The 22,296-nt window shown below is 37.2% G+C and carries 18 protein-coding genes; 6 read left to right on the forward strand and 12 right to left on the reverse strand.

Annotation, left to right across the window (positions count from 1 at the left end; all coding sequences use genetic code 11):
• Positions 1-19 precede the first annotated feature (19 nt).
• The 6 genes from ACP3T3_RS03560 to ACP3T3_RS03585 form a co-directional block, all read right to left on the reverse strand.
• Positions 20-430, reverse strand: coding sequence for a hypothetical protein (locus ACP3T3_RS03560; protein ID WP_426478553.1), 411 nt, complete (start codon positions 428-430; stop codon positions 20-22).
• 10 nt (positions 431-440) lie between these two features.
• Complete coding sequence (locus ACP3T3_RS03565; protein ID WP_426478554.1) at positions 441-1,154, reverse strand: hypothetical protein; 714 nt, start codon at positions 1,152-1,154, stop codon at positions 441-443.
• A gap of 458 nt (positions 1,155-1,612) precedes the next feature.
• Entirely contained in the window at positions 1,613-3,838 is a 2,226-nt protein-coding gene (locus ACP3T3_RS03570; protein WP_426478555.1) for a reprolysin-like metallopeptidase, read from the reverse strand.
• A gap of 176 nt (positions 3,839-4,014) precedes the next feature.
• Positions 4,015-6,945 (reverse strand): reprolysin-like metallopeptidase, encoded by a 2,931-nt coding sequence (locus ACP3T3_RS03575; protein WP_426478556.1) that lies wholly within the window; start codon positions 6,943-6,945, stop codon positions 4,015-4,017.
• A gap of 368 nt (positions 6,946-7,313) precedes the next feature.
• Positions 7,314-7,811, reverse strand: coding sequence for a DinB family protein (locus ACP3T3_RS03580; protein ID WP_426478557.1), 498 nt, complete (start codon positions 7,809-7,811; stop codon positions 7,314-7,316).
• Between the two features lie 20 nt (positions 7,812-7,831).
• Positions 7,832-8,971, reverse strand: a complete 1,140-nt coding sequence (locus ACP3T3_RS03585; protein ID WP_426478558.1) for an acyl-CoA dehydrogenase family protein — start codon at positions 8,969-8,971, stop codon at positions 7,832-7,834.
• A gap of 191 nt (positions 8,972-9,162) precedes the next feature.
• Between ACP3T3_RS03585 and ACP3T3_RS03590 the strand changes: the two genes are divergently transcribed.
• The 6 genes from ACP3T3_RS03590 (at position 9,163) to ACP3T3_RS03615 (ending at position 16,312) form a co-directional block, all read left to right on the forward strand.
• On the forward strand, positions 9,163-11,076 hold the full coding sequence (locus ACP3T3_RS03590; RefSeq protein ID WP_426478559.1) for an endonuclease: 1,914 nt from the start codon (positions 9,163-9,165) through the stop codon (positions 11,074-11,076).
• Between the two features lie 452 nt (positions 11,077-11,528).
• The gene (locus ACP3T3_RS03595) at positions 11,529-12,134 is read left to right on the forward strand and encodes a SatD family protein (protein ID WP_426478560.1); all 606 of its coding nucleotides are present in this window, start codon (positions 11,529-11,531) and stop codon (positions 12,132-12,134) included.
• A gap of 2 nt (positions 12,135-12,136) precedes the next feature.
• The gene (locus tag ACP3T3_RS03600) at positions 12,137-12,832 is read left to right on the forward strand and encodes a DUF3307 domain-containing protein (protein WP_426478561.1); all 696 of its coding nucleotides are present in this window, start codon (positions 12,137-12,139) and stop codon (positions 12,830-12,832) included.
• Positions 12,833-12,868: 36 nt separating this feature from the next.
• Positions 12,869-13,591, forward strand: coding sequence for a phosphoribosylaminoimidazolesuccinocarboxamide synthase (purC, locus tag ACP3T3_RS03605; protein ID WP_426478562.1), 723 nt, complete (start codon positions 12,869-12,871; stop codon positions 13,589-13,591).
• A 132-nt stretch (positions 13,592-13,723) separates the two neighbouring features.
• On the forward strand, positions 13,724-15,223 hold the full coding sequence (gene purF, locus ACP3T3_RS03610) for an amidophosphoribosyltransferase (RefSeq protein ID WP_426478563.1): 1,500 nt from the start codon (positions 13,724-13,726) through the stop codon (positions 15,221-15,223).
• A gap of 141 nt (positions 15,224-15,364) precedes the next feature.
• A complete protein-coding gene (locus ACP3T3_RS03615) occupies positions 15,365-16,312 on the forward strand; it encodes a glycerophosphodiester phosphodiesterase family protein (RefSeq protein ID WP_426478564.1) in 948 nt (315 codons plus the stop codon).
• 107 nt (positions 16,313-16,419) lie between these two features.
• Here the strand turns inward: ACP3T3_RS03615 and ACP3T3_RS03620 are convergent, their stop codons facing one another.
• From ACP3T3_RS03620 to aroB, 6 genes are all read right to left on the reverse strand, one after another.
• Positions 16,420-17,127 (reverse strand): porin family protein, encoded by a 708-nt coding sequence (locus tag ACP3T3_RS03620; protein WP_426478565.1) that lies wholly within the window; start codon positions 17,125-17,127, stop codon positions 16,420-16,422.
• A 329-nt stretch (positions 17,128-17,456) separates the two neighbouring features.
• Positions 17,457-18,158 (reverse strand): porin family protein, encoded by a 702-nt coding sequence (locus ACP3T3_RS03625; RefSeq protein ID WP_426478566.1) that lies wholly within the window; start codon positions 18,156-18,158, stop codon positions 17,457-17,459.
• Positions 18,159-18,611: 453 nt separating this feature from the next.
• Positions 18,612-19,196, reverse strand: coding sequence for a porin family protein (locus ACP3T3_RS03630; protein WP_426478567.1), 585 nt, complete (start codon positions 19,194-19,196; stop codon positions 18,612-18,614).
• A gap of 201 nt (positions 19,197-19,397) precedes the next feature.
• Complete coding sequence (locus tag ACP3T3_RS03635) at positions 19,398-20,021, reverse strand: porin family protein (protein ID WP_426478568.1); 624 nt, start codon at positions 20,019-20,021, stop codon at positions 19,398-19,400.
• 231 nt (positions 20,022-20,252) lie between these two features.
• Positions 20,253-20,888 carry a porin family protein gene (locus tag ACP3T3_RS03640; RefSeq protein WP_426478569.1) on the reverse strand — a complete coding sequence of 212 codons (636 nt, stop codon included), beginning with the start codon at positions 20,886-20,888 and terminating at the stop codon, positions 20,253-20,255.
• Positions 20,889-21,163: 275 nt separating this feature from the next.
• Positions 21,164-22,210, reverse strand: coding sequence for a 3-dehydroquinate synthase (aroB, locus tag ACP3T3_RS03645; protein WP_426478570.1), 1,047 nt, complete (start codon positions 22,208-22,210; stop codon positions 21,164-21,166).
• Positions 22,211-22,296 lie beyond the last annotated feature (86 nt).

Here is a 22,296-nt window from a genome sequence, read left to right on the forward strand (position 1 = left end):
TTCTATTCAGTTATTACAATTATTCATATTTCCAGACACCGGAAATATTCAGCATCATCAATCCCGGCTGCTTTTCTCCATAGCTGAATACACAGATATAGTTGGAGTGACAGGAAGAACAATCTACCCCAAAATATAAAGTAGGCAGATTATTAACGGTCAGTTCGCCGAAATGAAACATGCTTTGAGAAGTGCCGTTCACGATTCCGTGTTGTAATAATTCATTTTTGGATAGCACCTTATCTTCATTGTAGACCTGCAGAATGGGGAACCCGGATTCGTACGGGGCTATTTTAAGTGTATTTTTGTTTCCGCAGCTACAGCAGATGAAAGTTGTTTTTGCTGATGGAAGAGCCTCATCATTGATGAAGGTATTTTTTTCAACAAGCGCTTTTCCGGTAATGTTTATTTTTTCTGATATTGAATACATCTGAGTTGATTTATGGCTGAATAACTGTGCCTGCTAAGTTAGGATATTTTCCGCTTGGACTTTTCTTAATGGTGATTTTTATATACCCTTCCTCTGCCAGTTTATTCCATGTTTTCTGGTAACCGGTATTGATATCAACAGGGATTTTCCACATGGTCTGTTTTCCTTTTCCTGTCTGGCCGAACCACGGAATAATGTCTGCTGTCTGGGTTTTAAACTGCATAGAATTATTCAATACATCAATTTCATAGTAAAAATCGTATTTATCTTCAGGTTGATTTAAAGCTCTTTGAGTGAAAGTATACACATATCCATTGATGATCGGACTTGTAAAACTTCCGCCTAAAGTAGGAACACCGGTTCCGTTATAACTCCCGACAGCTCCGCTATATCTGTCAAACTTCTGCCCAACCTGTAAAGGAACATCGTCAATAATATTATAACCTCCGTTTGCCGGCGGCCATCCTCCATTCAGATTATTAGCCTTAAAAAGTGATTCCAGTTCGCTCCATTTTCCTCGTTTGTACAGATCATATGCCTGGTTTTTGATGGACTGGCTTACACTGTTGTTTGTATCGTAAGTTACCGCCAGCTCATCAGCATTTTTATAGAATACACTGGTAACGTCAGGATTAACATCAATTATATCATCATTGTCTGAGCTACAGGCAACCGAGAATGAAGTAATGGCTAAAAAAAAGAGGTACTTAAATAAATGTTTCATATAAAAAATTTTAAATTATTTTAAAATCATATAGGTATTTGAAGGGTACCTTTTTTGAAACATCGTTTTTCTTTACAAAAGAATAGTATATGAAATACTGATAAGCATATTATTACTGTTTGCCAGTCTGTAAAAAGAAAATTCAGATTGGAATTATCGTAATACACTTTTCTGGCAGTAGATTGTTGAAAAATCAGAATAGAGTCAAAAGAAGCAACTGCATCAGACGTTAAAAACGCTTCAGAGCTCCCTCAATACAATCTGGGCAAACGGTACAATAAAATATTGTTATTCGATAAATTTAAATTAAAAAACTCAAATAGTAGTGATTTTTCTTTAAAATAAAATGTTATTACGGAATTTGTTGTAATAATAAACTCATTAAGGTGATATTTTACATTTTTACATATAAAAAAAGCCACTCCGGATGAGCAGCTTTTGATTACATTATATTCTTTTTACTTTTTAATGAATTGTTTTGTAAATCTTCCGATCTGGATGACATAAGTTCCGCTGGTTAGTTTATTTACATTTACCGTTCCGCTTTCAAGATTTCCTCCACTGACCAGTCTTCCGGCCATGTCATAGATTTTATATTCTTCATTACTGGTATGGGTAAGGGTAAGGATGTTTTTTACAGGATTCGGATACAATATGATTTCTGTGGACGAATTTTCGTCCGTTGGCTTGTCGTCAGAAGCTTTTACCGAAATATTGGCATTATTGATATCAAAGAAAATGTGATTGCTTCCTTTTATCATGATTCTCCCCGAATTGGTTAAAATATCAGGAATTGTAATGGTTTGTGAGCCGTCATTAGGTGTTGCAGTCAATAATGTTGTCCAAGAACTGCCATTATCCGTTGACCATAGAATATCTACATTGGCTGTATTGATTCCGTTGGCTGTGGTTCCTGCTACATCCCATGTAACCGTTTGTGAGCTTCCTTTTATATAGGAAACCGCTGTGTTTTGTGACGTAATCATAAATGGTCCGGCGGCTGGGTTAACAGTTATTTCTGCATCATCAGAATTATTTCCTCCGCCTCCGGCTTTGTTGTCCCGAACGGTGAATCTGAAATGTAAAGTTCTGGCTACAGCAGGAAGGGCTTCAACATCTATTTCAGTTCCTGAAGTTTTGAGCGCACCTGTTAAGATAGAAGACATCATGGGAAAATATCTCACAGGAGAACCCGAAGGCGTCCATGACCTGAATATTGGCCCTGCATTTTTTGAATCTTTTGCCGCAGAATTGGCACCTGTTTCAGAAGCTGTTCCTTCATCCATCTGTTCCCATATATAAGTAAGCTGATCTCCATCTGCATCAGTTCCGGATCCGGTAAGCATGAAAGGAGTGCTTTTGGGAATCATATAATCAGGACCTGCATTGGCTGTAGGAATTGTATTTCCTGTAGGGGAGTTGACAGAACAGGTTTTTGTTTTGATATTATTGGTAATCTGCTCAATGCTCAAAGCATGGAAAAACGGATCAGAATGCTGTTGAACGTCATAATTGGTAACGCCGGCATATCCCATGATAGTAGATCCTGAACCCGGCTCTACAGGCTTTAATCCTGATTGAATGTCATATGACCATGTATGGTTGCCTCCGAATTGATGGCCCATTTCATGAGCTACAAAATCGATATCAAAGCTGTCTCCTGAAGGAATACCATTTGCCGGTGAAGTATATCCGCTTCCTTTGTAGCTGCTGGGATAGGTAATACCCTGGTCTTCATAAGTAGACATGTCGTTATCACAAATACATCCGATACATCCCGCATTACCGCCGCCGCCATCCCTGCCGAAAAGATGACCGATATCAAAATGATCATTTCCGATAGAAGAGCTTAACGTATTCATCAGCTGCAGATTCCAGTGCTTCATCTGTGAAGACGGAGAATAAGGATCTGTGGCTGCATCGGTATAAATAAGAGCGTCATTATTGGCGACCAGGACCATTTTCGCTGCAAATTCATTTTCAAAGATACCATTTACCCGGGTCATTGTATTGTTCATAGCTGCTAATGCCTGAGCTTTTGTTCCTCCGAAATAAGAGGCATATTCTCCGGTGCATGAGAGCGCAAGCCTGAACGTTCTCAGGGTGGAGTCATCAGCATTTTTATTGGCAATGGCGCTAGAGTTTCCTTTTGAGGCTGTATCTAAAACCCTGCATTCGAGTTTATTCAAAACGTCTTTTCTGTCAGACTTTTTGTAGATGATGTAGGTTGAAAGATCTTTAGTGTAGGGTTGAATAAAAACGGCAGCTTTATTCCCGTAAACTTCCATAGAGGAAAGCCCCAGGGAAGAAATGCTGAAATAAACTTTTGAAGCCGGATCTTCCAGGCTCTCACCCATGTAGGATTTGATATCCGGATATTTGGCAGCCAGTTCAGGTTCAAAATTAGAATTTTCGAATACTTTGAAATTTTCCATTTTCCCTGTCGAATCAGGGAAAGAAATGATTGTTTCAGATTTCTCTGTTAATCTTTTGGGAGCTTTTGCCAATACATCTTTTAATCCGTTTATATTTAAATGATAAAGCTGTGGATTTTCAAAACGTGACATGTTTTCTAAAACAGGAGAGGATATTCCTGAAGAGCTCGGGGTCCATAAACGATAGGTCTGTGCAAATGACATGCCCGACAATGCAAGCATTCCCGTCATCAATAGTTGTTTTTTCACGCAAATGTATTTTGATCAAAATTAATAAAAAAAAATGGAACTACATTTTATCAACATGCTTTTGTCGGAAATACCCCATAGATCAAGGGCTGTTTGAAACAATACAAAACGTTACAAAAAAAGAAAAGCTGTTCCATGCAGAACAGCTTTTCACATTGTTTAATTTTAAAAGTCTATTAATTTTTAATAAATCTCTTGGTTGATTCTCCGATTTGAATCATATAAGCACCTTTGATAAGATTGCTTACATTCACAGAGCCTCTCTGAAGCTTTCCTGAGTCAATCAGTTTTCCACCCATATCGAAGATTTTGTAATCTTCTGAAGTCGTATTTGAAATATAAAGCAGGTCTCTCACCGGGTTTGGATAAAGCTTAATATCTGTAATCAGATCTCTTGGATTCTGAAGATCTCCTTTTCCTGAAGAAACAATATTAAGGGTATAATCCTCAACCTGACCATACGTGAAGGCTTCACAAGAAGACGTAGGGATTGAGCTGTATTTCATCATTACTCTCATTCTTGTTGATCCAACAGTTGCTGTAGATGGAATGGTAATAGATCCTGTTACCGGGCTGGTTGTAGAACCTGCTTTTGTCCATGCTAATTCTCCACTGTCTGTAAAGTCTCCGTCTCCGTTGTAATCAATATAAACAGCGTATGCTTCACTGTATTTTGTAGAAGTCCAAACCGGAGTTATGGAAATTGTATAAGCGCTTCCTCTTGTAACATTGGTAGAAACAGAAGTGAAGTTTTCATACCCTGCAGTACCTGTAGAAGTATTGTTGATAGTTCCAAACGTTACATTTCCAATTCTTTCATCTGCTGTATTAGATGCTGAAGAAGAACAATAAGTAACCGTTCCTCCTGAAAGAGTGGTAACACTTACTGTATTGCTGGAAACAGAAGCATTTCCTGCCGCATCTTTTGCTTTAACAGAGAAAGAATACGTTGTTGATGGAGTAAGTCCTGTTACTGTATAAGTAGTAGTAGCGGTAGAACCGATTAATGAAGTTCCCTGATATACATCATATCCGGTAACACCTACATTATCTGTAGCTCCTGACCATGATAGATTGGTCGTTGTAGCCGTAGTTCCCGAAGCTGCAAGGGTAGGAGCTGTAGGGGCTACTGTGTCAGGAGTTCCGGAACCTGCATTTACAGAGATGTTGGCATTGTTAACATCAAAGAAAATGTGGTTGGATCCTTTAACCATAATTCTTCCTGTGGTAGTAGTTGAATTCGGAATAGTTACCGCCTGCGAACCATCATTCGGCGTTCCTGCCAAAAGAGTAGTCCATGTATTTCCGTTATCTGTTGACCAAAGGATATCTACATTGGCGGCATTCACACCGTTTGCTGTAGTTCCGGCCACATTCCAGGTAACAGTCTGGGAGCTTCCTCCGGCATATGTTGTTGCTGAATTCTGCGAAGTTATATTGAATGGTCCTGCCGTTCCGTTAACAGTAATTACAGCGTCATCAGAGTTATTTCCTGAACCTCCGGCCTTGTTGTCACGAACAGTAAATCTGAAGTTTAATGTTCTGGCAACAGAAGAAAGGGCCTCTACAGTGATTTCAGAGCCAGCTGTAGTAGTTGCACCTGTTAAAACAGAAGCCATTCTTGGGAAATATCTCACAGGTGCAGTAGTAGGAGTCCAGGATCTGAAGTTAGGTCCCGAAGCTTTTGTAGCACTTGCTGCAGAACTTGCTCCTGTCTGAGAAGAAGAAGCATTGTCCATTTGTTCCCAGATGTATGTAAGGGAATCCCCGTCAGCATCTGTTCCTGTTCCGGTCAGCACAAATGGCGTTCCCTTTGGAATGGTATAATCTGAACCTGCATTGGCGGTAGGAATTGAATTTCCTGTGTTGGTATTAACAGAGCAGGTTTTCGCTTTAATATTATTGGTAATTTGTTGAATGCTTATCGCATGGAAAAACGCATCAGAATGAGGCTGGATATCCTGGCTGGTAATTCCTGCATATCCCATGATTGTTGATCCTGATCCCGGTTCCATATTAGCGCCTGTTCCTTCATTGTTCATTGAGAAAGTGTGATTTCCTCCGAACTGATGTCCCATTTCGTGGGCTACATAGTCGATGTCAAAATTATCTCCTGAAGGAATAGCATCTGCCGGAGAGGTATATCCGCTTCCTTTTGATCCGTTTGTACAGATACAGCCAATACAGCCAGCATTTCCACCGCCTCCTGAAGCTCCGAATAAGTGTCCTATATCGTAGTTAGCCTCACCAATTACAGAAGTTAAAGTGCTTTGCAGCTGAGAATTCCAGTTGCTCATTCCTGAAGCAGCGGAGTAAGGATCTGTAGAAGCATTGGTGTAGATAACAGCGTCATTGTTGGCGATCAGAACCATTCTTGCTGCGAAATCTTTTTCAAAAACACCGTTTACACGGGTCATTGTGGTATTCATAGCAGCGAGAGCCTGAGCTTTTGTTCCTCCAAAATAAGCAGTGTATTCTCCTGTACAGGATAATGCCAGTCTGAATGTTCTCAGTTTAGCATCGTCAGCATTTGGTCTTGCCGCAAGAGCAGAATTAGAAACTCCTTTCTGGGCAGCATCTACAACCGTACATTCAAATTTGTTAAGATCATCTTTTTTATCAGATTTTCTGTACACTACATACGTGGAAAGATCTTTCGTGTAGGGCTCAATGAATACTGCTGATTTATCACCGTAAATCTCCATAGATGACAGTCCTAGTGGGGAAACACTGAAATAGACTGTGGAGTTAGGATCATCCAGACCTTGTCCTACATAGGATTTGATATCCGGATACTTTGCTGCCAGCTCAGGGGCAAAATTGGAATTCTCCCTCACTTTAAAATTTTCCATTCTGCCTTCAGAATTCGGAAAAGAGATGATGAGTTCTGATTTTTCGCCTGCAGCCAGTCTTTTGGGAGCTTTTGCCAGGGCATTTTTCAATCCGTTGATATCAAGGCTGTAGACCTTAGGATTGCTGATGCCTGTTTTGTTTTCAAAAATCTCTGATGAAGTTTTTCTGGAACCTTCAGACCAAAGACGGTCAGTCTGAGCGAAAGAAATACCCGAAATTAGGAGCATTCCAATCAGCGTTAATTGTTTTTTCATATTAAATATTAAATTTGATTGTGGAATATCAAAGCTAATAAAAAATATATTATCAAAAACAAAATTTTTTAAGGAATATTTAGAATGTTGCTTTAAAATATTATGCAATACATTAAATATAATTGAAAAAGCTTATTAATAAAGAAAAGTAAAAATGATGAAGTGAATTTTAATTTTTTAAAAAATAAAATAGCTGTGTTTTTTTTATTAATTTATTAAAATGAGACATGTAATTTGTTATTTATTTAATTATATTTAAATAATAGTATTAAATTGATTTTTACAACGGTTGCCATACGTTCTACAGTTTGTCTACAAAAAAAGCTGTTTCATCTTGAAACAGCTTATTGTATTTTATTAATCCTTAATTAGATTTTATCATCAGCAGTAGGACCGTAAAGTCCGGGAACTTTATTGCCGGTTGATCTTAAATAAACAACCAGTTCACCTCTGTGATGGTACAAATGATTATAAAGAAAGCCTCTTACAACCTGGATTTTTGGTGATGGCGGGAAAAGTATATTTCCGTTCATTTCCATTTTCCACTCATTGAAATAAGTATTTTCATCAGAGTTTTCAAGAGCTTTCTGTGCGTTGGCAACATTTTCTTCAAATTTTGTTAAGATATTTTCCGCTTTGGAAATATCTCCTTTGTCATACTTATATGCACCCATATCAAAAGTATCCTGATTGAAAGTGGGTTCATACCAATTGTATACTTCAGCAATGTGAGAGGCCAGCTGGCCGGTTGTCCAGTTTTTTTCAGACGGTTTCCAGTCTAATGCGCTGTCAGGGATTGCCTGTAAAATTTTTCTGGTGTTTTCGGCTTCATGCAGAAACTCACCTAAAAGTGCCTGTTTAATCATTTGTATTGGGATTTTAAAAGTTATTTTGTGATGTCTCTTCCGATAACCAGTCTCTGAATCTCAGAAGTACCTTCACCAATGGTGCAAAGTTTAGAATCTCTGTAGAACTTTTCAGCAGGGAAATCTTTTGTATAACCGTATCCTCCGAAGATCTGAACCGCATTGTTTGAAATTCTCACACAAGCTTCAGAAGCATAGAGTTTTGCCATTGCTCCTTCTCTGGTCATTTTTTGTTTTGCATTCTTAAGAGTGGAAGCTCTTTGGATAAGAAGTTCAGCAGCATCAATTTCTGTTGCCATATCTGCTAGCATAAAGTTGATTGCCTGAAAGTCTGAAATCGGTTTTCCGAACTGATGTCTTTCTTTTGCATATTTTAGAGCTGCTTTGTAAGCGCCTCTTGCCGTACCTAAGCTTAATGCTGCGATAGAAATTCTACCACCATCTAATATTTTCATTGCCTGCTTGAAACCGTCACCAACTTCACCTAAACGGTGAGAATCCGGTACGCGTACATTATCAAAAATTAATTCTGCAGTTTCGGAAGCACGCATTCCTAATTTATTTTCTTTTTTCCCGGAAGTAAAACCAGGCATTCCTTTTTCTAAAACAAAAGCTGTTGAGTTGTTCTTAGCTCCTTTTTCGCCTGTTCTTGTCATTACTACGGCAATATCTCCTGAAATAGCATGGGTAATGAAGTTTTTAGCGCCGTTGATAATCCACTCATCGCCATCTTTCACAGCAGTAGTAGACATTCCTCCTGAATCTGAACCGGTATTATGTTCTGTAAGTCCCCAGGCACCAATTACTTTCCCTGAAGCTAACTGGGGAAGCCATCTGTGTCTCTGCTCTTCATTTCCGAATTCATAGATATGATTGGTACAAAGAGAGTTGTGTGCTGCTACAGAAAGACCAATAGAGGGGTCAACCTGAGAAATTTCGTCCAGAATAGCAACATACTCATGATAGCCTAAACCAGAGCCTCCATATTGTTCAGGAACTACAATTCCCATAAAACCCATCTCACCTAACTGGTGGAATAAGTCTTTTGGAAATGTTTGGCTTTCATCCCATTCCATAATATTCGGTCTGATATTCTTTTCTGCAAATTCTCTAGCCGTTTCCGCTATCATTTTGATGTTGTCAATAGTCTCTGTATTCATATAATAATAGTTAGTTCCCAAAGATAACCAAATTGACGGAATGCTAAAGAAAAATTATTTTATGGATAATATTGGAAAGCAATGCTTTTAATTTTCAATTTTTTATACTTTGATAATTAATACTTTATTAATAAAATATTCAGCTTTTTAGATTTTTTATTTCACTATTTTAGTGTCCCAATTTTTAAGGTATGAAAAAAATTCTACTTCCTATCGTTTTAATTTCCTCTTATTTTTCAGCGCAGGCTCCTGCAGGATATTATAACGGAACGGCCGGATTGACGGGGTATGCCCTGAAGTCAAAACTCCACGATATTATTTCGGAAAAAATGGTTAACTGGCATTATGACGACCTTAAAGTGTTGTACGGACAAACTGATCTTGATAAATATTATGATCATGATGCATCCAATACTCAATACCTGCTGGATATCTATTCAGAAATCCCTTCCGGTCCGGATGCATATGAATATACTGCGGGTCAGATGGTGGCAGGTGTCAGTATGGAAGGCCAAGGGTATAACAGGGAGCATATGATACCGCAGAGTACATTCAGTACAAACTCATCCATCAGCGATTATCCTATGTATTCGGATCTGAATTTTATTATTCCTGCTGATGCATATATTAACCAACGGAGGAGCAACTATCCTTATGGAATAGGAAACAATACGAATCATTATATTTTTACCAATACTTCGAGAATCTCTAACGCAGCCATTCCGAATTATCCTTATACCGGAAGGGTTTACGAGCCTGTTAATGAATTCAAAGGTGACATTGCAAGGACCTTATTGTACTTTGCAGTAAGATACGAAGGAAAATTAGGTTCATTCAATACAGCGTATACTACATCTGCCAATCTTACTCCGGCTACAGATCAATGCCCATTGGATGGGACTGAAGAAAGAGCCATTGATCTTCCCTATATCGCAATGCTGAAGCAGTGGAGTACTGCAGATCCTGTTTCCCAAAGAGAAATTGACCGGAATAATGCCATCTATACCATACAAAAAAACAGAAACCCCTTTATTGATCATCCAGAGTGGATTGATATGATCTGGTCAGAAACTCCGGACAATATTGCTCCGGCAGCTCCGGGATCACTGGTTTCAACCCAGCAGAATGCTTATTTTATCAATCTGAACTGGATAGCCTCTCCTGACACAGATATTTTAGGATACCGGGTTTATATGAACGGATCAGCAGCACCTGTAGCTGTTACAAAGGGAACTTCTATAAGCATAGACCACCTGAGCCCGTCAACAACTTATACTTTTACTGTGAAAGCTTTTGATAAAGCCTATCTGGAGTCTCCATTCAGTAATACAGTTACAGCTTCAACAATTGCTTCGGATTCATTTGCTCCGGATCTTATGATTACAAAATATATATCAGGGACCAATACAGATTTCGTTAAGAATAACGCTCTGGAAATTGTTAATAAAACCGGACATGAGGTTAATTTAAATAATTACAGGATCAACATCCAGTTCAAAAACAGTTCTACAAATGCCATCTACAGCGGGGATACATATGAGTTGGAAGGCAAAGTAGGAAACAATGAAACTTTTGTTATTCTGAATCCAAAAGGTACTTTGTCATGCTACACCCCTGATCAGGCAAAATTTGTGACGGCTTCTGATCCTATGATGTTTGCGGGAGAAAATTATGTGGAACTTGCGTATAATAAAACAGTAACGGTAGATGCTATCGGAGTGAAATATGCTATCAATAACAACGGGAATGTATCTTTATACAGAAAGAGCACCATCAGCCAGCCCTCCAATACATTTAATATCAGCGAATGGGATTCTTATCCCTCCGATTATTGTCAGAACCTGGGTGGCACCCTGTCTGCCGCAGAATTGATTGCTGCCAATAATGAATTTACCATCTATCCGAACCCGGTTTATGATAATATCTATGTAAAAGGAGAAACGGAGAAAGTGAAAACAGCTCAGATCATTGATCTTTCAGGAAAAGTGATTTACACGGAAAAAGATCCATTCAGGTATAAGAAAAATATTTCAGTGCAAGGTATCCCAACGGGAATTTATTTCTTGAAGCTTGATGAAAAGACACATCAGTTTATTAAAAAATAAATATCAGATTTAAATACTATTATTTTTATAACAAGCCAAACCTAACAGGTTTTTAAAACCTGTTAGGTTTATTTTTATATTGTGTATAATAGTTTAAAAGATTGCTTCGCTTTACTCGCAATGACTGTCCTAGCCCTGATAGGAGCGGTTACCCCGGAGCATAGTGGGAGAGTTGAAGGTTAAGAAGCTGGAAAGATTGGAGCGGGGAGTATGAGCGGATAGCAGGAATAGCTTCTTACCATAAAAAGTGCAAAAAAGTAGAGTTAAAATAAAAAAATACTAAAAATTCCCACTTGATTTTGGTTATTGATAATTTTGCAGCTTTTATACAATGCCTTAAAAACCTTATGCTTACTGCATCATTGATATAAGCTGATTCACTAATAATCAATATCTATAAGGGTTTCTGCTTATATTTTTTATATATAAGTAATTATGCTTATATTTGCAGTATGATAGCGGTCATTACCGGTGATATTATAAATTCACAGCATGCGGACACTGAAGTTTGGATTACCAGACTTAAAAATCTTCTCGAAAGATGGGGAAGCGCTCCTCATACATGGGAAATCTACAGAGGAGATGAGTTCCAGTTCAAATGCAATATTGATGATGTTTTCTGGCGTTTTCTGGCCATAAAATCTCTTATTAAAAGTCTCGAAAATTTAGATGTAAGAATGGCTATAGGTATTGGCGAGGAAAGTTTTTCTTCTGAGAAAATCACAGAATCTAACGGTACGGCTTATGTGCATTCCGGAAGACTGCTTAATGACCTTAAAAACGACGGACATACCGTTGCGATCAAAACTTCCAGTGACCCGGTAGACAGAGATCTTAATATTCTGTTGAAATGGTCGTCCAAAGATTTTGATAACTGGACGATGGCTACTTCGGAGATTATTCATGAAATGATCATGAATCAGGATATCACACAGGAAGATCTTGCTAAGAGATTTGCTATTTCACAGTCTTCTGTAAGCCAGAGACTGAAACGAGCCAACTATGAGCTCATCGTGGAAACCAATCAGTATTTCAGAAAGAAAATTTCAGAACTATAAGCATGATCTTCATCAAACTCATATTGGCACATTTACTCGGAGATTTTATACTTCAGCCAAATTCATGGGTTGCGGATAAGGAGAACCATAAACTAAAAAGTAAGTTTTTATACTTTCATGTTCTCATTCACACCATTTTAAGCCTTATTTTCCTTTGGGATCTGCAGCTTTGGTGGGTGGCGGCTTTAGTGGGAGTTACTCACTTCATTATTGATGCTGCCAAGCTTACTTTCCAGAATGTAAAAAATAAAAAAAGATGGTTTTTCATTGATCAGCTGCTGCATGTTCTGGTGATTGCAGGAGTTTCCTATTATTTCCAGGAATTCAGTTTCGGGTTTTTACAGAATCAGGAATTTTTAAAGATAATGATGGCAGCATTGTTTCTGACAACACCGGCTTCTATTTTTATCAAAATCTTATTGTCATCATGGACACCTGCTCCGGATGGCCCCAACACTATTCAAACCGAATCTTTATCAAGTGCCGGGAAATATATCGGAATTTTAGAACGCCTGCTGGTTTTCACTTTTATCATGGTGAATCACTGGGAAGGCGTAGGTTTCATGGTGGCTGCCAAATCTGTTTTCAGGTTCAGCGACCTTGCACAGGCAAAACAGAGAAAACTTACAGAGTATGTATTAATTGGTACATTACTGAGTTTTGGACTGGCTGTCTTAACAGGAATAATAATACAATAAATCAATAAATCTAACTACAATTTAGAAAGTAAAATTATGAGTCAAAAGAAAGAAATGTTGTACGAGGGGAAAGCAAAACAGGTATTTGCAACCGATAATCCTGATGAAGTAGTAGTACGTTTCAAAGACGATGCTACAGCATTTAACGCTCAAAAAAGAGGTCAGGTAGACCTTAAGGGGGAAATGAACAACGCAATCACAACCCTTATTTTTGAATACTTAAATGAAAAAGGGATCAAAACTCATTTCATCAAAAAACTAGACGAAAGAGAGCAGCTGGTAAGAAAAGTTTCTATCATTCCTTTGGAAATGGTAGTAAGAAACTACTCTGCAGGAAGTATGGCACAAAGATTAGGAGTAGAAGAAGGAATTAAGTCTCCGGTAACGATCTTCGATATCTGCTATAAAAAAGATGAGTTGGGAGATCCGCTTATCAATGATCACCACGCTGTTTTCTTGGGAGCAGCTACTTACGAAGAGCTTGACGAGATGTATGAGTTATCTTCAGATATCAATGACATCCTTATCGACCTGTTTGATAGAATCAATATCATTCTGGTAGATTTCAAAATCGAATTAGGAAAAACTTCAGACGGTGAAATCATCTTAGCAGATGAAATTTCCCCTGATACCTGCAGACTTTGGGACAAAGATACCATGAAGAAATTAGATAAAGACAGATTCAGAAGAGACCTGGGAGAAGTTACTGAGGCTTATGTAGAAATCTACAACCGTCTTAAAAATCTTTTACAGAAATAAGATTTCAGATAACAGATTTCAGATGTTGGCGCTGAAATAATTTGTTAATTCAAGCAAAATTAAAATTTGAAGTTGGCTTTAGTCTGAAATCTGAAATCTGACTTCTAAGATCTACAATTAGAAAAAATAGAAATGAAAAGTTTAGACATTCATAAAAGTGAATATTTAAAACAGTTTGAAACCCAGACTTACGGAAGGAATCTTTTCAGAACTCAGGAAGAGGAAAGACTGGATGCTCCGAACGAAGAATGTGGGATCTTCGGGTTGTATTCTGATAATGATCTGGATACATTCTCGCTTTCACAGTTTGGACTTTTTGCTTTACAGCACAGAGGCCAGGAAGCTTGTGGTATTTCCGTTTTAAAAGATGGAAGAATCACCAACATGAAAGACGAAGGACTTGTTTTAGATGTTTATAAAGACATTCAGGAACCTGAAACTTTTATGGGAAATTCTGCAATCGGGCATACCCGCTATACCACTGCAGGAGATAAAAAGAAATATAATTTCCAGCCATTTTTCGCGAAAAACGAATATGACCAGATTATACTCTCTATAGCACACAACGGTAATCTTACCAATGCAAAAGAATTAAAAGCGGAATTAGAGGCTGAAGGCGTTGTTTTCAGAGCGACTTCCGATTCTGAAGTCATCCTGAGACTGATCCAGAAAAACCTTGACCTGGGTCTTCGCGGTGCTATTAAAGCAACCATGGAAAAGATTGAAGGCGCTTATTCAGTAGTAGGAATGACAAGGAATAAATTCTTTGCATTCAGAGACTTTAACGGTATCCGTCCGCTGGTATTGGGTGCTATTGATGAAAAGTCTTATGTAGTGGCCTCAGAATCTGTTGCATTAGACGCTGTAGGCGCTCAGTATGTACGTGATATCCTTCCTGGTGAGATCATTTATACCAATGAAAACGAACCCGGCAAGCTTCATTCTTATATGATGGATGAGGCCAAAGGAAAGCAGAGAATCTGTTCTTTTGAATATATTTATTTTGCAAGACCTGACTCTACCTTAGAAAACATTAATGTATATGAGATCAGAGAAAAATCCGGAGAAAAAATCTGGGAACAGGCTCCTGTAGAAGCTGATCTGGTAATCGGAGTTCCGGATTCCGGGGTTCCTGCTGCTATTGGTTTTTCAAAAGCTTCCGGAATACCTTTCCGCCCGGTTTTGATCAAAAACAGATATATTGGAAGAAGCTTCATTGTTCCTACACAGGAAATGAGAGAAAGGGTAGTGAACCTTAAGCTGAACCCTATCATCTCTGAGATGAAAGATAAGAGAGTAGTGATCATTGACGATTCTATCGTTCGAGGAACGACATCTAAGAGACTTGTTAAAATTCTAAAAGATGCAGGTGTAAAAGAGATCCACTTCAGAAGTGTTTCTCCGCCAATTATTGCACCATGTTATCTTGGAATTGATACTCCGTCTAAAGATGACCTTATCTCTGCCAATATGACAACTGAAGAACTTAAGAACTACCTTGGTGTAGATTCTTTAGAGTTTTTAAGCATCGATAACCTGAAAGATATTTTAGGATCAGCCAACCACTGTTTTGGATGTTTTACAGAAGAGTACCCTGTAGGAAAAGGAGAAGAGGTAGATTTATTCAATTAACCTCTTTATTGAAATAGTAAATAAAATAGCCGGGTTTTATAACAACCGGCTATTTTGTTTCATAAATGTAGCAAAAGCTTAATATTCCAGTATTATACAATATACAGTAGAGTTTTAATTTTGACAGATTAAAACTTCAATATGAAAAGCGTATTCTTTACGGGTGTTCTTCTGGTATGGGCCCAATTATATTCTTCACAGACTTTTGATAAGCAGGCACACCGCGGAGGAAAATCCCTTTATCCGGAAAACACAATCCCGGCCATGAAAAATGGCTTAAAAATGAACGTAACAACACTGGAAATGGATCTGGCCATCACGAAAGATAAAAAGGTAATTCTTTCCCATGATGCTTTTCTTTCTCCTGAATTGGTAACAAAGCCGGATGGAACGTATATTCCAAAAGACTCCGGCTTCTATTATAAAATTTATGAAATGCCCTATGCCAAAATTCAAACTTTTGATGTAGGTCTAAAGAAATTGGCTAATTATCCGGATCAAAAGAAAATAAAGGTCCGGAAACCACTATTTTCGAATGTAATAGACGCATGTGAGGCTTATGCCCGCGAGCTGAAAAGACCACTGCCTTTTTATAATATAGAAACAAAAACGCGTCCTTTCTCCGATAATATATTGCATCCGGAACCCAAAGAATTTGTTGATCTTATGATGAAGGTTATTATAGAAAAGAAGATCCAGGATAGAGTGATTATCCAGTCTTTTGATCCGAGAACACTGGAAATCGTCCATAAGGAATATCCTGCGATCATGACTGCTTTACTGGTAGAAAAAGTAGATGATAAAAAACGGGCTCAGCAGCAGGCTTATTTTAAAAACATTCCTGCAGAAAAATTCAAAATGTATCCTGATCATCTGAGTGGAGTAGCTGGAGATATGAAATTCCTAAGCTTTACTCCAACAATTTACAGTCCCGATCATCATCTTGTCACACCTCAATTGGTACAGGAATGCCATTCATTAGGGATGAAAGTAATCCCATGGACAGTGAATACCAAAGAAAGATTAAAGGAATTAAAAGAAATGGGAATAGATGGTGTAATCAGTGATGACCCGAGAATATTTGAATAACAATTGAGATGACTCAAATGCATAAAATAAATAGCCAGAAGAAATTCTTCCGGCTATTTTATGCGTGCAGGTTAATGCACTTCGGTTAAAAAAATTGGTTCTTCTAATTAGAATTTATAGTTCAGCCCTAACTGAAACACTCTGTTGTTGTTTTCAGCTGCAGGTCTGCTCTTTTCAATTTTTGTCAAACTGTTTACATATCTTGCACTGATACCGATATTAGGAGTGATGTCATATCCTAAACCAAGACCCAATCCAAAGTTGAATCTATTGATATCATCTTTGTTGATATCTTCAGTATTTGAACTTGTAGTAGTGGTAGTAACACCTCCTGTAGTACTTGCTACAGTAGTTTCTCCTTTAGTTTTACCATTAATGAAATAACTGAATTCAGGTCCTGCTTCAATATAAAACTTATCAGTAGGTCTCATTTGAACCATTAATGGAACTGAAATGTAATTCATCTTTATTCTGCCTTCTTCTTTAGTCTTTACATTCGTAACTCCATTATCAGTTTCTGTAGAAGAAAGTACATCTTTTGCACCCATTTGGTTGTATAATACTTCTGGTTGGATACTGAATTGTTTTGAAATTGGAATATTAACGAATGCACCTGCGTGGAAACCTAGTTGCTGGCTGTTGATACCAAACTTCTGCTCACTGAAATAAGCTGAGTTTCCTCCGGCCTTGATTCCGAACCTAACGGGTTGAACATCTTTTTTTAAAGGTGATGCATTGACTGTTTTCGTTTCTGTCTCCTGAGCAAAAGCAAGCGTACCCGCAGTTAATGCCAATCCTAAAAATAACTTCTTCATAATTTTATTTTTTAATTTTACTATTTGTGTGTCGGATGATTTCTTACCAGACTCGGATTATTTTGCAAATTGCTTGCCAAAGTTGAAAAACTCCTGTTTATAAGGGGTTTTGCGTGGTTTTAAGAAAGTTTTTTTTTAATCATTTATCCCTTTTTAATGAATAAATGTATTGTCAGGCTCTGTATTTTTGTGAAGAGTTTAATGCCAAAAATGCTTTTTTGTTGATAATTGAATTGATGAAAATTTAAAATCAGGAATATTTTTTAGAAAACCCAGACATAAAAATACCGGACTTTAAGCCCGGTATCAATTGAAAATAATCAATATCTCTATTTAAACTTATAAGCTACTCCTAACTGAAGCGCATTATTTCTGATTTTGTCTTCCTGATTGTATTTATAAACTTCAGTAATACCAGCTGTAAATCTGGCTGTAACAGCAAAGTTTTTAGTAAAAGAATATCCGGCACCAATACCTAATCCAACATTGAATCGGTTAAAGAGACTCATTGAAATATTTTGTGAAACATGTTCCGTATGGTCAATCGTTACTGAATTTCCGGTAGTTTCAATAGTGGTTAAATCTCCTTTTGTTTTTCCGCCTAACAAATACCCAAATTCAGGGCCAGCCTCTACATAAAGCTGGGGAAGAATATTATATTGCACCATTACAGGAAGTGTAAGGTAATTTAGTGTTGTGCTGTAATCATAGTGTTGGTTTCTTCTATAACTGCCTGAACTTGTTCTGTAATTATAATCTGATTTTGATCCTAACTGACTGAAAAGAAGCTCCGGCTGAATACTGAATTTAGCAGAAACAGGAATGTTTGCGAATACTCCTGCATGAAATCCTGCTTTCATTTTTTCATTGTTATCATACTCATAACCATCTCCTCTGGTAAGCGTAGAACCATTCAAGCCTGCTTTAATCCCGAATGTAACAGGAGATGAAGGGGCTGCAGTTTGAGTTTTTTCCTGTGCACTTGCAAAAAGACCCGTAGCTAAGGCCATTGCTGCAAAAAATTTATTCATGATTAAAAGTTTAATTTAAATTTGCTTCATTGCCGCAAAATACCTGCCACAAAAGGGAAAAGTGATAAAACTCATACGATAAGCGAAAAAGTCAGGCTTAAACTAATAAACCTGACTTTTTCTATTGAAATCAAAATGTATTTTAATTAATACACAAAACATTTTTCAATATTTTGTGTGGCTCTAAATGCCAACCAATTGGATGTCGTTCTCGTTAAAGTTTATGGTAATAGTTATATTTCTGTGTTGAAATTCAGCTGGGTTTATCAGGTGAATCCATATATACCTCCTGTAAAAACAGAAACCGCAACATTGGAAATGCCGGATAGAGTACAATCACTACTCAAGAGGCAAATTTCTTGCCAAAAAAATTAAATACATAAAAAAAGCCGGATTTCCATTAAATCCGGCTTGTATTGATTAAAAGGCCTGCTTTAAAGCCTACCTGAGTCCTTAGAATTTATAAGCTAAACCTATCTGGAATACTCCGTTTCTAGAAGCATCACCGTTATTGTTTTTAGGAACATCAGATAATCCTGCGGTATATCTTAAATTCACTCCGATATTTTGTGTGAAATAATATCCTGCTCCAAGACCAATTCCGAAATCAAAAGTTTTCAAATTGTCTTTAACATCTACAGATGCACCGTTACCTTTTCCTTTAGCACTGATAAGGAAACCGAATTGAGGACCTGCTTCTACATATAGATTAGGAATCAGGTTATACTGTAACATTACCGGTACTGCGATATAATCCATATTTAATTTTATATCACTGTTAGACTTAGCTTTACCACCCAAGCCGCTGTATAATACTTCTGGCTGTACAGAGAAATCTTGTGCTACTGGAATATTTGCGAAAACACCACCATAAAATCCAGCTTTTGAATTTAAATCGCTGTTAGAAATAGTAGAGATATTAAGACCTGCTTTTACTCCGAATCTAACTGGAGAAGATGAAGCAGTAGAAGTTGAAGTCTTCTGAGAGAATGCGAAAGTACCTGCTATTAGTGCAAGACCTAAAAAAATCTTTTTCATAAGTTTTATTTTAATAGTTTTTAAGTTTTATTTAACATTTCATTAAGAATCAAACACCGTGCCAAAGTTTTAAAAAATCCTGTTGATCCCTTATTTATCTCTATTCAAAGCAGTTTTTCTTCTTTTAAGCAAAAAACCGGACTCAAAATGAGCCCGGCCTTACTTTAATTATAAAAACTGATGAAAAAAGCTGATAATGCTTTAGAATTTGTAATTTACCCCTATCTGGAATACACCGTTTTTCACAGATCCGGTTCTGTCATATCCGTATTGATATTTTGTTTTCACAATATCAGACAATCCGGCAACATATCTTGCGTTTATACCAATGTTTTTAGTAATGTAGTAGCCTGCTCCCAATCCGATTCCAAAGTCAAAAGATTTAGTTGCATCTTTGAAAGCACCAGTAGAAGCACTTTTCTTTAGCCTAGCATCAATTAAAAAGTTAAATTGCGGTCCTGCTTCCACATATAAATTAGGAAGTGCATTGTATTGAAACATTACAGGAACTGAAAGATACTCTAAATTAAGTTTTGCATTACTGCCTCCCTTTTCTTTGGCGCCTACACCACTGTACAATACTTCAGGCTGAACAGAGAAGTCTTTTGCGACAGGGATGTTCACAAAAGCCCCGCCATAAAATCCTGCTTTTGAATTCATATCCATATTAGAAAGGCTGGAAACATTAAGTCCTGCTTTCAAACCGAATCTGATGGTAGAGGAAGAAGGTGCTGATGAAACAGTTGCATCATTTGAAGTGGAAGTGCTTTGAGCAAAAATAAAAGTACCTGCAATAGTTGCCAGGCCTAAAAAAATCTTTTTCATAGATTAGTTTTATTATAAGTTGTTTAACGCTCGGAAAGCAACAAACTATATGCCGTGAAACCCCTTCGATAAAGACTTTATTATACTTTAACAGATCGATAAATCAATTATTTGGGAAGTATTTTTTATATTTTATCAAAGGTTCAATACTTTACCGTAAAAAAAAGACCAGATTAAAAATTAATCTGATCTTTTCTATTGAATATAAAATTTGTTAGTGAATGTATACGCTTATTTGAATTTATAAGCTAATCCTACCTGAAATAGGTTGTTTCTGACAGCATCAGATCCGCTAGGTCTGTCTTTTGCCACATCAGTTAAACCAGCAACATATCTTGCTGTAAGACCTAAGTTCGGAGTGAAGTAATACCCAGCACCAAGTCCGATACCAAAGTTAAATGTATTTAAGTTGTCTTTGTAATTGTCTGTGGTATTTGACTGACCGCTTGATTCATTTTTGAATTTGTTTTTAGCACTTACCATGAAACCGAATTCTGGTCCTGCTTCCACATAAAGGTTTGGAATAAGGTTGTACTGGAACATTACCGGTACTGTAATATAATCTAATTTAGTAGAAGCTGAATATTTTGTTCCTGCTAAAGTATAATCTGATTTATTACCATACTGTGAATACTGCACCTCCGGCTGAACGCTGAATGAAGCTGCTAATGGAATATTGGCAAATACACCTGCGTTGAATCCTATTTTAGATTTCTGATCATCAAGACCACTGTCTTTTGAAAGTGAAGATACGTTCATTCCCCCTTTTACACCAAATGAAACCGGATTAGTAGATGTGTTTCCTGTCTGTTGAGCGAATGCGAATGTTCCTGCAGTTAACGCTAATCCTAAAATTAACTTTTTCATAACTTTAATTTTTTTAATTTTACTCTTTCTTAATTTTAAATTTTACTACTGTTCAGCATTTTCAGTTGAACGCAGAGTATCTTTCAAATTGCTTGCCAAAATATTTTTCATGAGTAAAATCAATAAAAAAATCACTTAGTACGTAAGTGATTTTATATTTATGTTGCTGATTTACATGATGTTGAAAAATAAACAAACATTTGTTTAGAAGAAATCTAAATTGATGATTTTATCAAAAACAACCGTTAAAGCGGATATTTTTTTCTAAAAACCCGTTAAGCATCATTCAATTTTCTATAAAATGTGAGCGATTCAAGGATGTTTTTCTGACTGCACTGGTTATCATAGGTACAGGAACCAATTCCTGAAAGCAGGGAGAAGTTTATTTTACTGTCTGTATTCTTTTTGTCATTCAATAATAAGGCTGTGATATCTTCATCTTTAAAATCACTGATATCAAGATACGGATAGTACCGCTGTATGTTTTCAATAATCATTTTTGCATCATCTTCAGAAATAAGGTTTTCAAGATATCCCAGATGTGCTTCGGCAATCATTCCCATGGCAACTGCTTCGCCATGAAGGATAGGGTTTCCCTGCTGCAAGCATAGACTTTCCACAGCGTGGCCTATTGTATGGCCAAAGTTCAGTGTTTTTCTTATATTCTGTTCATGGAAATCCTGGTCTACGACATTCTGCTTGATATTCATAGAGGTCTGAATATGGGGAGTTATGGTTTCCACTTCCAGTTTACGGATCTGAATCAGCTGATCCCAATGGTTTTTATTGGCGATTAATCCATGCTTAAGCATTTCAGCAAATCCACTTCTCAATTCTTTAAAAGGCAGTGTTTCCAGAAATTTCGGGAAAATGAATATCTGTTCCGGGAAAGCGAAGGTTCCCACCATATTTTTATAGTGCATCAGATCAATACCCGTTTTTCCTCCTATAGAGGCATCACACATCGATAAAAGGGTAGTAGGGATATTGATGAATTGTATTCCTCTTTTGTAAGTAGATGCAACAAATCCGCCCATATCAGTAATTACACCGCCACCAAGGTTGATAACCAGTGCTTTTCTATCGGCCTGCATTTCTGTAAGAATTTCCCAAAGCTGATTGGCGGTCTGGATATTTTTCATTTCCTCGCCGGCCTCGATCTCTAAAATTTCAAAGCCAAGATCTGTTTCCATATTTCCTAAAAGAACAGGAAGGCAGTATTCATGGGTATTTTCATCTACAAGAATGAAAATTTTACTGAAAGAATTCTCGTGAAGAAACTGGTTGAGCTGTGAAAAATTATCATTTAATATTGTTATCATCTTCGTTTGTATGTAAATTAAAATGTAAACTATAATGCAAAGTTATGATTCTTAATTTTTAACTCGTAACTAAATTACTATCTTTG

It is taken from the genome of Chryseobacterium sp. CBSDS_008, from assembly GCF_049959325.1.
GTDB lineage: Bacteria > Bacteroidota > Bacteroidia > Flavobacteriales > Weeksellaceae > Chryseobacterium.

Excerpts from the sequence above, each read along its gene's own strand:
- ACP3T3_RS03560 (WP_426478553.1), bottom strand. The coding sequence starts at position 430 with ATGTATTCAATATCAGAAAAAATAAACATTACCGGAAAAGCGCTTGTT.
- ACP3T3_RS03565 (WP_426478554.1), bottom strand. The coding sequence starts at position 1,154 with ATGAAACATTTATTTAAGTACCTCTTTTTTTTAGCCATTACTTCATTC.
- ACP3T3_RS03575 (WP_426478556.1), bottom strand. The coding sequence starts at position 6,945 with ATGAAAAAACAATTAACGCTGATTGGAATGCTCCTAATTTCGGGTATT.
- ACP3T3_RS03580 (WP_426478557.1), bottom strand. The coding sequence starts at position 7,811 with ATGATTAAACAGGCACTTTTAGGTGAGTTTCTGCATGAAGCCGAAAAC.
- ACP3T3_RS03585 (WP_426478558.1), bottom strand. The coding sequence starts at position 8,971 with ATGAATACAGAGACTATTGACAACATCAAAATGATAGCGGAAACGGCT.
- ACP3T3_RS03590 (WP_426478559.1), top strand. The coding sequence starts at position 9,163 with ATGAAAAAAATTCTACTTCCTATCGTTTTAATTTCCTCTTATTTTTCA.
- ACP3T3_RS03595 (WP_426478560.1), top strand. The coding sequence starts at position 11,529 with ATGATAGCGGTCATTACCGGTGATATTATAAATTCACAGCATGCGGAC.
- ACP3T3_RS03600 (WP_426478561.1), top strand. The coding sequence starts at position 12,137 with ATGATCTTCATCAAACTCATATTGGCACATTTACTCGGAGATTTTATA.
- purC (WP_426478562.1), top strand. The coding sequence starts at position 12,869 with ATGAGTCAAAAGAAAGAAATGTTGTACGAGGGGAAAGCAAAACAGGTA.
- purF (WP_426478563.1), top strand. The coding sequence starts at position 13,724 with ATGAAAAGTTTAGACATTCATAAAAGTGAATATTTAAAACAGTTTGAA.
- ACP3T3_RS03615 (WP_426478564.1), top strand. The coding sequence starts at position 15,365 with ATGAAAAGCGTATTCTTTACGGGTGTTCTTCTGGTATGGGCCCAATTA.
- ACP3T3_RS03620 (WP_426478565.1), bottom strand. The coding sequence starts at position 17,127 with ATGAAGAAGTTATTTTTAGGATTGGCATTAACTGCGGGTACGCTTGCT.
- ACP3T3_RS03625 (WP_426478566.1), bottom strand. The coding sequence starts at position 18,158 with ATGAATAAATTTTTTGCAGCAATGGCCTTAGCTACGGGTCTTTTTGCA.
- ACP3T3_RS03630 (WP_426478567.1), bottom strand. The coding sequence starts at position 19,196 with ATGAAAAAGATTTTTTTAGGTCTTGCACTAATAGCAGGTACTTTCGCA.
- ACP3T3_RS03635 (WP_426478568.1), bottom strand. The coding sequence starts at position 20,021 with ATGAAAAAGATTTTTTTAGGCCTGGCAACTATTGCAGGTACTTTTATT.
- ACP3T3_RS03640 (WP_426478569.1), bottom strand. The coding sequence starts at position 20,888 with ATGAAAAAGTTAATTTTAGGATTAGCGTTAACTGCAGGAACATTCGCA.
- aroB (WP_426478570.1), bottom strand. The coding sequence starts at position 22,210 with ATGATAACAATATTAAATGATAATTTTTCACAGCTCAACCAGTTTCTT.